Source organism: Faecalicatena faecalis (assembly GCF_012524165.2).
Classification (GTDB): domain Bacteria; phylum Bacillota; class Clostridia; order Lachnospirales; family Lachnospiraceae; genus Faecalicatena_A; species Faecalicatena_A faecalis.
This window is the reverse complement of the sequence record NZ_JABACJ020000004.1, coordinates 48196-61912: the sequence shown is the minus strand read 5'-3', so window position 1 is coordinate 61912 and position 13717 is coordinate 48196. Positions and strand designations below refer to the sequence as shown.

Annotated in this window: 18 protein-coding genes; 1 reads left to right on the top strand and 17 read right to left on the bottom strand. The window is 42.5% G+C overall.

Features of this window, described 5'->3' with window-relative positions; genetic code table 11:
• Positions 1 to 40 precede the first annotated feature (40 nt).
• From HGO97_RS06190 to HGO97_RS06180, 3 genes are all read right to left on the bottom strand, one after another.
• Complete coding sequence (locus HGO97_RS06190) at positions 41 to 952, bottom strand: sensor histidine kinase (RefSeq protein ID WP_216240377.1); 912 nt, start codon at positions 950 to 952, stop codon at positions 41 to 43.
• A gap of 4 nt (positions 953 to 956) precedes the next feature.
• Positions 957 to 1619 (bottom strand): response regulator transcription factor, encoded by a 663-nt coding sequence (locus tag HGO97_RS06185; protein ID WP_216240375.1) that lies wholly within the window; start codon positions 1617 to 1619, stop codon positions 957 to 959.
• 145 nt (positions 1620 to 1764) lie between these two features.
• A complete protein-coding gene (locus HGO97_RS06180) occupies positions 1765 to 3114 on the bottom strand; it encodes an MATE family efflux transporter (RefSeq protein ID WP_216240373.1) in 1350 nt (449 codons plus the stop codon).
• A 302-nt stretch (positions 3115 to 3416) separates the two neighbouring features.
• Here HGO97_RS06180 and HGO97_RS06175 point away from each other — a divergent pair, with 302 nt between their 5' ends.
• Positions 3417 to 3941 (top strand): PadR family transcriptional regulator, encoded by a 525-nt coding sequence (locus HGO97_RS06175; protein WP_216240371.1) that lies wholly within the window; start codon positions 3417 to 3419, stop codon positions 3939 to 3941.
• Positions 3942 to 4007: 66 nt separating this feature from the next.
• On the opposite strand, the gene HGO97_RS06170 is transcribed toward HGO97_RS06175, so the two are convergent.
• From HGO97_RS06170 to HGO97_RS06110, 14 genes are all read right to left on the bottom strand, one after another.
• Entirely contained in the window at positions 4008 to 4508 is a 501-nt protein-coding gene (locus HGO97_RS06170) for a YbhB/YbcL family Raf kinase inhibitor-like protein (RefSeq protein WP_216240368.1), read from the bottom strand.
• 86 nt (positions 4509 to 4594) lie between these two features.
• Positions 4595 to 4960 (bottom strand): winged helix-turn-helix transcriptional regulator, encoded by a 366-nt coding sequence (locus tag HGO97_RS06165; protein WP_216240367.1) that lies wholly within the window; start codon positions 4958 to 4960, stop codon positions 4595 to 4597.
• Positions 4961 to 5011: 51 nt separating this feature from the next.
• Positions 5012 to 5521, bottom strand: a complete 510-nt coding sequence (locus HGO97_RS06160; protein ID WP_216240365.1) for a GNAT family N-acetyltransferase — start codon at positions 5519 to 5521, stop codon at positions 5012 to 5014.
• 64 nt (positions 5522 to 5585) lie between these two features.
• Complete coding sequence (locus HGO97_RS06155) at positions 5586 to 6449, bottom strand: CbrC family protein (protein WP_216240362.1); 864 nt, start codon at positions 6447 to 6449, stop codon at positions 5586 to 5588.
• A gap of 85 nt (positions 6450 to 6534) precedes the next feature.
• On the bottom strand, positions 6535 to 6939 hold the full coding sequence (locus tag HGO97_RS23695) for a hypothetical protein (RefSeq protein ID WP_246597328.1): 405 nt from the start codon (positions 6937 to 6939) through the stop codon (positions 6535 to 6537).
• 37 nt (positions 6940 to 6976) lie between these two features.
• Positions 6977 to 7174, bottom strand: coding sequence for an antitoxin VbhA family protein (locus tag HGO97_RS23690; RefSeq protein WP_246597327.1), 198 nt, complete (start codon positions 7172 to 7174; stop codon positions 6977 to 6979).
• Positions 7175 to 7519: 345 nt separating this feature from the next.
• The gene (locus tag HGO97_RS06145) at positions 7520 to 7777 is read right to left on the bottom strand and encodes an HPr family phosphocarrier protein (protein ID WP_216240360.1); all 258 of its coding nucleotides are present in this window, start codon (positions 7775 to 7777) and stop codon (positions 7520 to 7522) included.
• Complete coding sequence (locus tag HGO97_RS06140; protein ID WP_216240358.1) at positions 7774 to 8673, bottom strand: aldose 1-epimerase family protein; 900 nt, start codon at positions 8671 to 8673, stop codon at positions 7774 to 7776. Before HGO97_RS06140 ends, HGO97_RS06145 begins: the two co-directional genes overlap by 4 nt.
• 10 nt (positions 8674 to 8683) lie before the next feature.
• A complete protein-coding gene (locus HGO97_RS06135) occupies positions 8684 to 9538 on the bottom strand; it encodes a class II fructose-bisphosphate aldolase (protein ID WP_216240356.1) in 855 nt (284 codons plus the stop codon).
• Positions 9539 to 9553: 15 nt separating this feature from the next.
• Positions 9554 to 10486 carry a 1-phosphofructokinase gene (gene pfkB, locus HGO97_RS06130; RefSeq protein WP_216240354.1) on the bottom strand — a complete coding sequence of 311 codons (933 nt, stop codon included), beginning with the start codon at positions 10484 to 10486 and terminating at the stop codon, positions 9554 to 9556.
• 11 nt (positions 10487 to 10497) lie between these two features.
• Positions 10498 to 11547 (bottom strand): galactitol-1-phosphate 5-dehydrogenase, encoded by a 1050-nt coding sequence (locus HGO97_RS06125; RefSeq protein ID WP_216240352.1) that lies wholly within the window; start codon positions 11545 to 11547, stop codon positions 10498 to 10500.
• A gap of 32 nt (positions 11548 to 11579) precedes the next feature.
• Entirely contained in the window at positions 11580 to 12941 is a 1362-nt protein-coding gene (locus HGO97_RS06120) for a PTS galactitol transporter subunit IIC (RefSeq protein ID WP_216240350.1), read from the bottom strand.
• A 21-nt stretch (positions 12942 to 12962) separates the two neighbouring features.
• On the bottom strand, positions 12963 to 13247 hold the full coding sequence (gene gatB / locus HGO97_RS06115; protein WP_216240348.1) for a PTS galactitol transporter subunit IIB: 285 nt from the start codon (positions 13245 to 13247) through the stop codon (positions 12963 to 12965).
• Positions 13244 to 13711 carry a PTS sugar transporter subunit IIA gene (locus HGO97_RS06110; protein ID WP_216240346.1) on the bottom strand — a complete coding sequence of 156 codons (468 nt, stop codon included), beginning with the start codon at positions 13709 to 13711 and terminating at the stop codon, positions 13244 to 13246. Before HGO97_RS06110 ends, gatB begins: the two co-directional genes overlap by 4 nt.
• Positions 13712 to 13717: the final 6 nt, after the last annotated feature.

The window sequence follows — 13717 nt, the reverse complement described above, 5'->3', positions numbered from 1 at the left end:
TCAAACACACTTCAGTATAAGACAGAAATCTAACAAACTTCTAACAAACAGGAATTCTGACTTCCAGCGATACCCCGGGGCTCATTCTCTTTGCTATCAGAAATCCCCCGTGAAGGTTCACGATTTCCCTTGCAAGATACAGCCCGATCCCAAACCCTGCCTGTGTGGTCACAAGTTTTCCCCGGTAGAATCTCTGGAAAATTTTGTGTTCCTCTCCCTCACTGATCCCGAGTCCATAGTCTCTCACCCGGATTTTCATAAACATCTCATTCTCTGAGACTGTCACCTCTATTTTCCCGCCATTGTCACTATACTTGACTGCATTCTCTAAAATGTTGTAGAGCGCCTCCCCAAGCCAGTTTGCATCATGGGCACAGACCGCTTTTTCCGGAAATGTGATGTCAAATTGAATCTCTTTTGCCTCTGCATAGCACTGTATCTGCCCCAGCACATTGAGCACAGTCTGCAGAATATCTTTTTCCTCTTTTTTAATCTGAATGATGTGCTGCTCCAGACGGGACATTTTGATAAAACTTTCCACCAGGAAGTGTAACTTCTCCTCACTTTTTTCGAGTGCTGCCACATATTCCGGCGCCATCTCCCCCGGCGTGTCTTTCATAAATCCCAGATAGGTCTCCATGTTGGTAAGCGGTGTTCTCATCTGATGGGCAATCTCTGAAATCAGCTTCTGTATCTCGTCACGGCTCTTTTCCGCCTCTTCCTTTCTTCCGTCCAGTATTTCCTGTACCCGCACCAGCTCATACTCAATTTTCCCATACAACGTCTCTTCACCCATTGCTCCCGCCTGGATTTCCCGCTCATTCAAAATGTCGTATGTCAGCTTTTCCAATTGTTTTAGTTCCTTCATCCGGCGAGTTCTCTGGAACCAGAACATCATTCCTGCCCCGGCAGACAGACCAAGCAGAATGGCTGCCACAATCTCTAAATTCATGTATTTACTCTCCCATCCGGTATCCCAATCCAAACACATTTTTGATGTATTCCGGCTTTCCTGCACCTGGTTCAATCTTCTTTCTCAGACGGTTGATCGTCACACTCACCGCATTGTCCACCACAAACTGCCCGTCCAGTCCCCATATGTTTTCCAGGATATTTTCTTTGGTCAGCACCCGGCCCTGATTCATCATCAGATACTTAAGCAGCTGGTATTCCCTGGCTGTCAGCACAATCGGCTGTCCACTTACCAATGCCTGCTTTCTGTCAATAAATAATGTGAGATCCCGGTAAGTAATCTTTCGGTCTTCACTGCTTCTTTTTAATACGGTCTCAATCCGCTTGAGCAGAACCTTCATGGAAAACGGCTTTACGACATAGTCCTCGGCCCCCTCGTCAAAGGCGGCCAGCATATCCGCTTCTTCATCCCTTGCAGTCAGAAATATGGCAGGTATCTTCCACTTCTGCCTTAACTCGCGGTACAGACTGATGCCGTCCCCGTCAGGAAGCCCGATATCGATGAGAAGGATGTCTGCACGGTCACTGACTGCGTGGTGCGCCTCAGACTTGGAATAAATGCATAACGTGGAATAGCCCTCTTTTCTAAGGGCAATGTCTAACGCCTGGTTTAATAGTCTGTCATCCTCAATAATTGCGACTGTCATAATCGTCTCCCTGTGTGTTCTGGTTTCCTTATCTTTAAATCTTTTTATGTAAAATTGCCACATTCATTCTACCATGAAAGCAAAACTCATGAAAGCCCCCGCTGACAATTCAGGTATAAGCATTCAGGCACAAGTAATATATTCTCTACTCTTTCCTACCAAGTTCTTTATGCAGATGCACTGCCATAAACACAGTAACAACAGCCGAAAGTACATCCGCAATCGGCTGTGCATAAAGAATTCCATTCATTCCCCACACCTTAGGGAGAAGCAGAATGACCGGAACAAAGCAGATTCCCTGCCTGCATGCTCCGAGAATAAATCCAGCCATCCCCTTTCCAATCGCAAGAAACAGGGACGAGTACACGGTATAAAACCCAAAGAGAATAAACGAGAAACCATTTGCCATAAGGGATTTTGCCCCGACTGATATCAGCTCTGCATTCCCATCCGTGAATTGTGAGATGATCTGTGTAGACAGGGCAGCCATCAGCAGTCCCACAACCACGCAGAAAACGGTGGACCACAAAATCGAGGTCCTGATTGCTTCCCGCAGGCGGTCAAACTTTTTTGCCCCATAACTAAATCCGGCAACCGGCTGAAAACCTTTCAGGAATCCGAATACCACGAGCGTTCCCATAGAAGTGATCCTCGTAACTGCACCCATCCCGGCAATCACCGCATCTCCATACCCTCTCGCCCCTCTGTTAATCAACATAATGGAAAGGCTGGTAAGAATCTGAAACATCAGCGTGGGGACACCGATTTTTAAAATCTCTGCCATCATCCGTCTGGTTGGGGCAAACGCCCTGATACTGAACGTGAAAACACTCTGCTTTCGCAGCACATAGAACAGATAGACCAGGAACGATACCCCCTGTGAAATCGCTGTCGCGATTGCCGCCCCCGCGACACCCATTTCAAACACATAGATGAAAAGCGGGTCCAGACCAATATTCAACACAGCGCCCAGAAGCAGAGCGCACATGGTTGTTTTCGCGGCTCCCTCGCTTGCCACAATGTTATTCATCGTTACATTGAACACATTAAAAATGGATGAAATCACATAAATCCTCGCATACGTCAGTGCATAGGGCATAATCGTATCCGTTGCTCCAAGCTGATTCAAAATCGGTTTCAGAAAAATTGAAGCTAAAAGTATCATGGCTGCCCCGATCAATACACTGCTGTACAGTGCGGTACTTGCCACCTTATTCGCGGTGTTTTTCGCTCCCTGTCCTAATAGTCTGGAAAGATAAGATGCGGCTCCGTTACCGAACATTAATCCCAGACCTACTACCACCTGCCCCAGCGGAAACACAATGGAGATTGCCCCCATCTGCCTTTCTCCCAGTCCACTCACAAAATAGGCGTCCACCAGATTATAAAGGGCGTTGATCAGCATACCGATCATAATCGGAATCCCCAGTGCCATGAGTGCCTTGGGAACAGGCGCACTCCCCAAAAGTTCCATTTTTTTGTTTGCTTCATTCATATGTAGTCTCCTTTTCTTAATATAATATTTTATAGTAATATATTTTATACTATTATGTCACAAGGAATACTACTATAAATTATAGTATTTGTCAAGAGGTTTCTGATACCCGTGGCATCTGATACCCGATGTATCGGATATCGGGTATCAGATATCCGGCATCGGGTATCTGTTACTAAACATCTGTTAGCAACAAAATAATTCACTGTCCATTGACAAAAGATATAAAACAAATTACTATAATTTATAGCGTCATCTGTAACATTTTGCTTACTATAAAATAAAAAGAGAGGCGGAATTATATGGCAACAATCGATCTAATTGTCCTGGGAATATTAAAGAAAAGTCCTATGAGCGCTTACGATATACAGAAGTTAGTGGAATACCGTAATATATCCAAATGGGTAAAAATCAGTACTCCTTCTATTTATAAAAAAGTAATTCAATTGGAATCGAAAGGATTTGTCAAGAGCGATATTGTGAAAGAAGGGAAAATGCCAGAAAAAGCCGTATATTCCCTGACTGATGCAGGAGCGAAAGAATTTGAACGGCTCATGCAGGAAATCTCTGACATGCCTATTCATATCTTTTTGGATTTCAATGCGGTGATCGTCAATCTTGACAGTCTCCCACCCGAAAAGCAAAAAGCATGTATTACGGATATTCAGGAAAATGTTAAAACTCTAAAATCCTATTTGGAAGAAAATCTCCGGCTCAAAGAAAATGTGCCAGATATCCCTGAAACAGGAATGGCCGTTTTGCGCCAGCAATTGATTTTGGCAGAAGCAATTGAAACCTGGGTCGCTTCCTTGGAATTAGACTCTTAAACCCGAAAATAAGACACTCCCGGAGGAAATATTCCCCGGGGAGTGCCTTACCTATTTATTCACCTATTATTTTTCATAAATTCCCTTTAACACCGCTTCGTCAAGGATATGTCCCTCCATTTCCCGATACAGTTCATTGAGATAAAATCCTTTCTCTAATTCCAGCGTTTTATCCAGGGCAAACACATGAAGTTCATACGTATGCGCTTTATCCGGCGGTGCCATCCCGCCATAATAACTCGCCTGTTCCCTTGGCAGCTGGTTCCCCTGTATACTGATCCAGCTATTTGCCCCCTGCACAAAATCTGTTGCGGTCCGGCTCTCATTTTCATTCAGCTCTTTCCTAATCAGATTAGCCCCTATCCAATGCACCCATACAAATCCGGTCACTGGATATGCATCCTTATCTTCCAATATGAATGCAAAGGAAGCCGTCTTTTCCGGTTCATTCTCAATTTTAAATGGCAGTGAACAGCTGGAAATATGATTAGAATCAAACTGGTCACCCTGATCACCATACTTTTTCTGAATGATGCCATTGACTATTCCTGTACTTGAAATTAACATAATTGTACCTCCTTGTTCTACAGCTTTTTCACTTGCATCATACCAAGGATATAAAGAAGAGTAAATTGCCCACTTTTTCGTGGGTATTAGTCAGGAATAACATTTTTGGCTATCAACTCCTGTTCTTTTCCGCTCTTTTTCAGGTATTCAATTCCGATATGCTGCATGATCCGCAGCGCCTCTAAAATCTGTTTTCCCATGTTTTCAGTTAAAAAATATTCTACATGGAGTGGATATCCTAGATAAGTCCTTTTGTCAACAAATCCATATTCTATAAGTTCCTTTAAATGCTCCAAAAGCATTTTTTGAGTAATCCCTTCGATATCCTGCTCTAATTTTGCAAGAGAAGTTGCCCCCAAACGGAGCCGCCACAGAATAATAGGTTTCCATTTTCCTTTTATCATATCGTGCACCAACTCTAAAGGGCACGTATAATCTGCTCGTACTTTCATTATCCATCATCTCCCGGTGACTATTTTAATGCCCCTATTGGTATAATATTTCTAACGCTGTATGACATATCGATAATGTGGCATATCTATACCACGATAGTGCTTTGTCCAAGTATCCACAATTCTCATACCGTTTCGAACAGCTACGTTTTGTGAGGCAGTATTTGTATCTCTAATGATGGAACAAACTTCATCTGCCTTTAATTTCTCAAAAGCATACTTTTTACAGGCCTTTGCAGATTCTATTGCATAACCTTTATGCCAATAGGACCTATTGAAAAGATAACCAATTTCGAGAACTTCTGTTTCTTTCCATGATTGCATGGTAAGTCCACACTGACCTATCATTTCATCGGTTTCTTTTAAAATCACTGCCCACAGCCCAAAGTTCCACTTCTGATAACGAGAAATCTGTCTGTCAAGCCACTCCTGTACTTCTTCATCACTAAAAGCTCCCTCATACGCATACATTGTATCTTCATCCTGCAATATTTTGCACAAGGAGTCGAAATCACCCTGATTCATCTCCCGTAAATATAGTCGTTCAGTTTCCAGTATCATATTGTCCTCCAGAAATAAATATATTTTTTGAGATTGGACGTATTATTAGGATAGCCATATCATATTAGTCGCAATCTATCCAAAGGAGATGTTTCCCACAGTGCAGGCATTGGAACAGGTAGCCTTGCACGCTTCCCCCATTGACCACATCCATCAAAAGCTGTTCTGCCGCCGTGCCCCACTCGTCACACACAGAATCTTCTAAAATTTCCTCCACGATTCCCATCTGCTTCAATTCCCGGTACCCCACATAGCCGATAAAAGCACAATAATCTCCACAATGGGCGCGCCAATGTTCCTGCTGCCAGCCCTGATAGCCAGGCGTGCGGTGGATCAGCTCGTCCAATTTGTCCGGGCTTTCTACACCGCTGTCCAACGTACACTCGTCTTGAAACACGCCATCATATTTTCTGGCTGCCTCTCCACTGGCAATACACTCAGGGCAGAGGTGAGCGATGTTCTTCACCGCATAAAAGGGACCGTCATAGGAAATATGCGTAGACTTTCCACAGCAATCGCAGGTCACAGAAGAATCTAACAATTGAAAAGCCTCCGTAGCCAAAGGGTTAGGATGATACCGAAAGAATGGCAGTTTGGTCAACAACGCCAACTGCCTATCCTGATCTTTGCCGCCTTTGGGACGTCGCAGAGCAAATTTGTCTCCCTGCTCCTTAAGGCTTTGCAACTTACTCAACCGTTTTTGCGCTTTTTTATTATCCCGCGTAACCAATGGAAGTAGTGTTTTATAAGCAGTCTTCCACAACTCAAGTGTCTCACATACATCGACCAAAACCCACTTAGCTTCCGGTGCAGCCTGCTCCTCCAAAAAATCCTTATACTCATAAAGTGCCTGAACACTCGCGGCATTGCCGTCTGTCCGCTCATATTCTTCTTTTAACTCTATATATTGCTGTTCATAAAAATTCATAATACGAATGCCTCTCTATTTATTTCTTAACATTTCCAAAGCATCTTCCTCTTTATCAGTCAAGAACCCCCCCCCCGCTCTCTGCTCAGTCAATTTTAATTCCTATCTTAGCAAATCGATATTTTCCCTTACCATGTCCTGATACAGGCTGAATCACATGAAATCCAAGTAGTTTTTTCAGTAATTCTGATACCCTTGCTGACTTGAGTCCCAACACTGCTTCAACATCAGACCTTCCAAATATATTTTCCACACCGAAGGTATCATACATCTTTTTAATATGGGAAATCGTTCGTTTTGTAAATTCACATGGCAAACTATCCGCATACACTGTCCGTGCATCATTAATGTATAAACTTTCGGTAACAATATTTGATTTTCCGGTCTCAATATACGGTTTTTCCATCTCAATGTCTGGTTTTTTCGCCTCAATGTCTGGTTTTTCTATTTCAATGTCTGGTTTTTCCGCCTCAATGTCCGGTTTTTTCATCTAACAGCAAATTTCTTAGAAAAAGCTCCAGATATTCTTAGGTATCCAAAAGCGTCTGTGCTTCATCAAATGTAATTTTACCTTCAATATTTTTAATAGCCGTGTCTATCAGATACCTGGGAGGAGTCAAGCCATCAACATCCTGCAGACCTATTACAGTATGCCATGCATAACTTTTTTCTCTTTGGTCCGGCTTAGTTTGTTTCTTATATTCTTTAAACGGATCTTGATTCATAAGTCCTCCCACCTAATCAATTCTTCTATTTTTCGCAGCATCTGTTATTAGCCCGAGGCTGCTAAATTTTCAAGTTCAACCAATTGGAAATTGTCTAAATCTCCATTAGTTGTATTGTACCAAATCACCGACACGATGGCTAGAGTGTTACGCTGTAAACAGCAAATACTTTCCAGCAAAAATACTTTCCAGCAAAGATAGAAAATTTTTTCAGCACTTTTTAACAAAAAAAATCCAGGCTCTACTCTCCTGGATTTTAACTACTAATCTTAAATATTGCGGTAGCTCCTTCTTCTACCATTCCCAAAGTTGTCGCAGATCAAAACCGCATTCTTCCTGCTGCTATTATAAATTTGATTCGAAGAAATGCCGGATTGTCTCCATATCTGCGTCTTCTGTATCTCCTTCTATACTAACTTTCACCGTGTCTCCCTGTTTTACAGCCATTCCCATAACTGCCATAAGCCGCAAGGCATCCGCTGTTTTCTCACCTTTACTAATCTGTATCCGGCTTTTACAGTTTTTTGCGCATTTTACCAATAGCCCTGCCGGTCTCGCATGAATTCCCAGTTCATCCTTTATTGTATATGTAAATTCTTTCATTTAGCATCTTCCTTTCCTAAAACAATAATATCAAAATAGTATTCTCTGCTCATCTTACTTTTTACAATCTGGACATTTCTCTTTTCTTCAAAAATATCTCCTTCATCACTGCATGTAGACAGACCAAGCCATGGTTCCAGTGCGATAAACGGTCCATGATTTGTACTAGACCACAAAATCAAGTAAGGAAAATCCTTAAAATCCAGTTGTATACCTTTTTTATGGTTTCGAGACAAGAGCTTTACACTTCTTGACTTTATCTCATCCAAAATTACTGCATCCTTCTCAAACATTGCATGACTCAAATAAAGTTCGCTCTGATTCTCCAAAAATGGGCTTCGATTCTCAATATCTATTAATCCAGTTTCCGTTACAGGCATCGGTACACTACAGCTTTCCGCCATTGAGAATTCCAGTCTGTAATCCTCATAACTTTCTTCATCATAGAACGGACAGTTAAATCCCGGATGTCCGCCTATAAAAAACGGCATATCCTCATCAGATAAATTTGTAACCTTATATTGTGTACGTATTCTATTCCCCTCCAGCTCATACTTTATTTCCAAAATAAACGAATATGGATATTGGAGAAACATCTTGGCGTCATTTTCTATTTGAAATACAATTTCTTTTTCCGTCTGCTTTACACAGACAAAATCCCGTTTGCGTACAATTCCATGCCTTGGCATTTCCGTTATTTTCCTGTTACCAATTTGAGCCCTGTCACCTCTGAGACTGCCGCAGATAGGGAAAAGCACCGGGGCTTGGCCGCCCCAGTATGCTTTATCTCCCTGCCATAAATATTCTAATCCGTCTGTATCCTGAATAGAGGAAAGTGCGCCTCCCAGTGATTGGAACTTTAACTTTAGGACTTTGTTTTCTAAAATATATTCCATAACATAGCTCCTATCTTGCTTTTCCTTCACTTCCACAGACTTTGATCTTGCTCATCACATACTGCATTACTTCTTCCCTGCCCTGTGCATTATATTTTTTCGGATCAATCGTATCGGGATGCTCGCTCAATACTTTATTGATTCCCTTTGAATAGGCAATTCTCAGATCTGTAGCGTAATTTACTTTACACATCCCCCTTCTAATACACTCACGCACAGCATCATCCGGCACCCCAGAGGTCCCATGAAGCACTAAGGGAATGGAAACAACCTTTCTGATCTCGCTGATTCTTTCCATATCCAGCTTTGGTGTACCTTTGTAGACTCCATGTGCAGTACCAATTGCAACAGCCAGAGAGTCTATCCCCGTTGCTTCCACAAACTGTCTTGCTTCTTCCGGGTCAGTATACGGATTTCCTTCTCCGCCTTCCAGATCATCTTCTTTACCCCCTACTTTTCCAAGCTCTGCCTCAACCGGAATTTCTGATGGATGACAAGCATCTACGACTGCCCTTGTGACTGCAATATTATCTTCAAAGGATTCATGTGAACCATCAATCATAATAGAGGTATAGCCGGTCCTTAAAGCCCGCATAGCCAGTTCAAAGCTGTTGCCATGATCCAGGTGCATCACCACCGGAACACTGGCCATTTCTGCCGCCGTCTTGACATTTGCGTAAAAATATGCGAGATCTGCATATTTTACAGTGGAAGGAGTTGTCTGCATAATAACCGGGGATTTCAATTTCTCCGCTGCTGTGACTACTGCCTGAACCATTTCCATATTTTCCACATTAAATGCACCTACTGCATAGCCGCCTGCCTGTGCATCTAATAATAACTGTCTGGTTGTTACTAATGCCATATTTTCTACCTCTTTCTATAATTTTCTTAATTCTATCTGCTCCAGTAATTCCTGGCTTGTATTTGGATCAAAATCTCCTGTTTTAGGTGAAAGCGCATTAGCTGTAGCCACAGCAACCGCATATTTGATCGCCGTTTCTGCCGGAAACTTACACTCCAGTGCTACCGCAAAAGCACCTACCATAGAGTCACCACAGCCTACCGTATTTACTACTTCCATAACCGGTGGTACTGCCTGGAACACTCCATCCCTGTATACCATTAATGCGCCGTCTTTTCCCAGGGACACAACCACATATGGAATACCCATCTCATAGATTTGTTTTGCAAATCCAACTACATCATCAATGTCTTTAATCTTACTGTTAAAAATCGTCTCCAGTTCTTCCTGATTTGGTTTTACCATCGTCGGAGCAGCCTCCATACCGTGTTTCAATAATGCTCCACTGGTATCCAAAATCACCTGTTTTCCCTCTTCTTTCACAATATGAACCATTTTTTTATAAATGTCTGTCTCAATTCCCTTTGGCACACTACCGGAAATGGTAACCACTTCACTATCTGCAATCACTTTTGGGAAGACCTGTTCCAAAAAGTCTGCGCATTCTTCTGCAGAGACTTCACAGCCAGGTTCCAGATATTCTGTAGAACCATAAACCTCATCTAAAATATTGATGCAGCTCCTTGTCTCTCCTTTAATATGTGCAAACTGGTTCTGTATCCCATCCTGTCGCAAAAGTTCTTCCAGATATGCACCGTTAAAGCCTCCTGCCAGTCCTGTAGCCACTACCTCTCTGCCACACAGCTTTATAATTCTTGCCACATTGAGTCCCTTGCCTCCTGCCGTATTGCGGCAGACTGAAACCCGCATTACTGTGCCATTCTGAATGCTTCCCTTCATTTCATAAGCTTTATCAATGGACGCATTTAATGTAACTGTTGTAATCATAAACCGCTCCTTTACTGCTCACTGTCAATCAATATTTTCCCTTTGACTGTTCCCGGAGTCTTATATAATTCAAAAGCATCTGCAATACTGCTCAGCGGCATCTTTCGGAAAATAAAAGATTCATCGAACTTAAGATCACCAGTCTTAAAGTAGTGTGCTACCAGTTCCCATTCCTTTCCAGGGAACGGAGCACTGTAAGACATCCAGGAGCCTGTCAGATTAAATTCCTTACGATTCATATTTTCCCACTCTTTTACAGAGAAACTCAGCTCCTTTGTTGGTGTCCCGACAAAGCATACATGAGCTTTATTAGCTGCCAGCTCGAATGCCATTTTCATAGTAACAGTATTTCCGGCTGTCTCAAATACATAGTCAAAACCTCGTCCTCCTGTCACCTTCATTGCCTGCACCATATAATCATCCTGTAACGTATTGATTCCAGCCGTTGCTCCCAGACGTTTTCCAAGTTCAAGACGTTCCTCGGCAATATCAAAAACTACTGCTTCTTTTGCCCCAAAGATCTTTGCCCATTGCATGACAAACATACCGATCGTCCCGCCGCCCAGAATGGCTACGCTTTTACCACCTTCATAGGGAACTCTGTTCAGACCATGAAGCGCTACTGTTGCCGGTTCAAAAAAGGCACCCTGTTCAAATGAGACCGTATCCTCGAAAGGAACTGCATTTCTCTCAGGTACTACTACGTATTCTGCAAAACTGCCAAATTCCCTTGAACCGATAAAACTGTAATGCTTACAAAGAGAGTAATCCCCTCTCTGACAGTCTTCGCACTCCATACATGGAACAAGCGGAACTCCAGCCACCCGGTCGCCCTTTTTTACTCTGGTAACCCCTTCTCCTGTTTCCTCTACTGTTCCTGAAAATTCATGTCCTAAAACATTTGGGAAAAAGTGGCAGGCATCTCCATTTACCCTTGGTACATCGGAACCACATATTCCTGTATATTTTACCTTGATGAGCACCTGTCCCTTCTTTGGGACAGGTTTTTCGATTTCCTCAAATCGAATATCTTCTCTTGCATGAACAACTCCTGCTTTCATCTATATCATCCTTTCTTTTCTCCAAAGACCGTTTATTCTTCTCCTGCTTCCTGTTCTTTTGCTCTATTTCTGGAACAACGGACTGCAAACAACAGACATACTACATAAATAGCTGCAATTACAACCATTCCAACGATATTATCTCTGGTAAACAGCTGTGTGAATACATATGTGATCGGGCATCCTCCCTGATCCAATGCTGCAACCAGGCTGCTTCCATCTGTACTGCCTGTCGTTTTTGCCAATGCTGTCATCCATGGAATTGTCTGATTAGCAATCCAGATTGTCATGAACATAATGGCACTGCCTGAAAAAAGTGTACGGAAAATATTTCCCTTATGTACGGATACCGCAATGGCAATAAAGAATCCAATTGTTGCGAGATCTCCGAAAGGCAGAATCTTATTTCCCGGAACTAATACTGCAATCAGAAGAGTCAGTGGAATAAAAATCAGCCCGGTAGTTACTACCTGTGGATCGCCTAACAAAATCGCCGGGTCCAGCCCAATATAAAACTGTGAATTTCCAAACCGTTTTGTCAAAATTTCTTTTGCCCTCTCTGACAGAGGCATAAGTCCTTCCATAATACATTTCACAATCTTTGGCATCAATACCATGACCGCAGACATCTTTACACCCAAAGGAAGTGCTTCCTGTGGACCATACCCTGCAAGAAATCCAATCACTGCTCCTAAAAGACCGCCAATGACGATAGGTTCCCCCAATACACCAACCTTTTCCTGAAGAGAGTCTGCTGTAATATCCACTTTTCTAAGGCCTGGTATCTTGTCGATCACTGCATCGATCACGCAGGCAATCGGGCCCATATAAGCTGCTGTGCCATGCGGTACTGTAAGTCCGTCAAGTTCAAAATAATCACTCATCAGAGGCGCCCATAAATCTCCCAGCTTATATGCAATTGCTGCATGAACTACAACACCTAAGATTCCAATCCAGAAGTTTCCTGTTACCGCATAGGCAATCGCTCCTGTAAAAGTCATATGCCAGATGTTCCAGATATCAATATTCACTGTCTTTGTCAGTTTTAGTAAGAGCATGACAATATTTACCAGAATGGCTACCGGTATTGCTACCGTAGCAATATTCGAGGCCCAGGTCATAGGAGACGCTCCCGGCCAGCCGATATCTACAACACTTAAGGATAAACCGAACTTCTCCGACATTGCGGACGCTGCCGGTCCCAATTCTGCATTCATCATATCCACTATCAGGCTTAATCCAACAAAACCTACTCCAATCATCAAACCGGAACGGATCGCTTTCCCTGCTTTAACCCCAATACAGATACTGATGATCGCTATCACAATAGGAAGCATAACAGAGGCTCCCATATCAATCACATACTGTATTGCATCTGAAAATACCTTTAACATCTTCACATCCCCCTTTGTATTTTATGCTTCCTGCAGAACCTTCAAAATAGCTGCCTCTGTCTTTTCCACCCCAACTCCAGAAATAAATGGCATTCCTGTGATAAGCGGCACTCCGTAATCCCTTTTCACTTTTGATGTAGTAACAATCAGTGATGTTCCTGGAAGATTTGATTCAATCTCTGAAATTCTAATTTGACATATTTCCACGTCAATACCATTTTTCTTACAAAGTTCTACCACCTTATTTGCTGCGATTGTTGAAGTTGCTACTGCTCCGCCACATGCTACAATTACTTTCTTTTTCATAATGATTTCTCCTTTTCCCTTATAATTTCAATGATTTGTTCTGCATCTTTTACTTCTAATATTTGATTTAATACATTTGTATCCTGAATGATAGATATGATTCTCTGAAGCTGGTCAATATGAGCATTCGGATTTACAACTGACAACATAAATACCAGCTTTACCTCCACCGTCTCATCATCTGTTCCCATTTGAACAAATGTTACTGGCTTTTTCAAAACTCCGATGGCAATTCCCGCTTTCTTTACATGACTCACATCCGTATGAGGAATTGCAACTCCAATGCCGTCCACATCCAATCCTGTGGGGAACTCCTTTTCTCTGGCTATCAAAGCCCCCACATAGGATTCTTTTGCATAACCATCTTTCACCAAAGCTCCACCTATCATCCGCATGACATCTTCATAGGATTCTGCTTCTACTTCCGTCATAATAAGCGAATTTTTAAGTTCTTCCCATATCATGTCTAT

Excerpts from the sequence above, each read along its gene's own strand:
- HGO97_RS06190 (WP_216240377.1), bottom strand. The coding sequence starts at position 952 with ATGAATTTAGAGATTGTGGCAGCCATTCTGCTTGGTCTGTCTGCCGGG.
- HGO97_RS06185 (WP_216240375.1), bottom strand. The coding sequence starts at position 1,619 with ATGACAGTCGCAATTATTGAGGATGACAGACTATTAAACCAGGCGTTA.
- HGO97_RS06180 (WP_216240373.1), bottom strand. The coding sequence starts at position 3,114 with ATGAATGAAGCAAACAAAAAAATGGAACTTTTGGGGAGTGCGCCTGTT.
- HGO97_RS06175 (WP_216240371.1), top strand. The coding sequence starts at position 3,417 with ATGGCAACAATCGATCTAATTGTCCTGGGAATATTAAAGAAAAGTCCT.
- HGO97_RS06170 (WP_216240368.1), bottom strand. The coding sequence starts at position 4,508 with ATGTTAATTTCAAGTACAGGAATAGTCAATGGCATCATTCAGAAAAAG.
- HGO97_RS06165 (WP_216240367.1), bottom strand. The coding sequence starts at position 4,960 with ATGAAAGTACGAGCAGATTATACGTGCCCTTTAGAGTTGGTGCACGAT.
- HGO97_RS06160 (WP_216240365.1), bottom strand. The coding sequence starts at position 5,521 with ATGATACTGGAAACTGAACGACTATATTTACGGGAGATGAATCAGGGT.
- HGO97_RS06155 (WP_216240362.1), bottom strand. The coding sequence starts at position 6,449 with ATGAATTTTTATGAACAGCAATATATAGAGTTAAAAGAAGAATATGAG.
- HGO97_RS23695 (WP_246597328.1), bottom strand. The coding sequence starts at position 6,939 with ATGAAAAAACCGGACATTGAGGCGGAAAAACCAGACATTGAAATAGAA.
- HGO97_RS23690 (WP_246597327.1), bottom strand. The coding sequence starts at position 7,174 with ATGAATCAAGATCCGTTTAAAGAATATAAGAAACAAACTAAGCCGGAC.
- HGO97_RS06145 (WP_216240360.1), bottom strand. The coding sequence starts at position 7,777 with ATGAAAGAATTTACATATACAATAAAGGATGAACTGGGAATTCATGCG.
- HGO97_RS06140 (WP_216240358.1), bottom strand. The coding sequence starts at position 8,673 with ATGGAATATATTTTAGAAAACAAAGTCCTAAAGTTAAAGTTCCAATCA.
- HGO97_RS06135 (WP_216240356.1), bottom strand. The coding sequence starts at position 9,538 with ATGGCATTAGTAACAACCAGACAGTTATTATTAGATGCACAGGCAGGC.
- pfkB (WP_216240354.1), bottom strand. The coding sequence starts at position 10,486 with ATGATTACAACAGTTACATTAAATGCGTCCATTGATAAAGCTTATGAA.
- HGO97_RS06125 (WP_216240352.1), bottom strand. The coding sequence starts at position 11,547 with ATGAAAGCAGGAGTTGTTCATGCAAGAGAAGATATTCGATTTGAGGAA.
- HGO97_RS06120 (WP_216240350.1), bottom strand. The coding sequence starts at position 12,941 with ATGTTAAAGGTATTTTCAGATGCAATACAGTATGTGATTGATATGGGA.
- gatB (WP_216240348.1), bottom strand. The coding sequence starts at position 13,247 with ATGAAAAAGAAAGTAATTGTAGCATGTGGCGGAGCAGTAGCAACTTCA.
- HGO97_RS06110 (WP_216240346.1), bottom strand. The coding sequence starts at position 13,711 with ATGATATGGGAAGAACTTAAAAATTCGCTTATTATGACGGAAGTAGAA.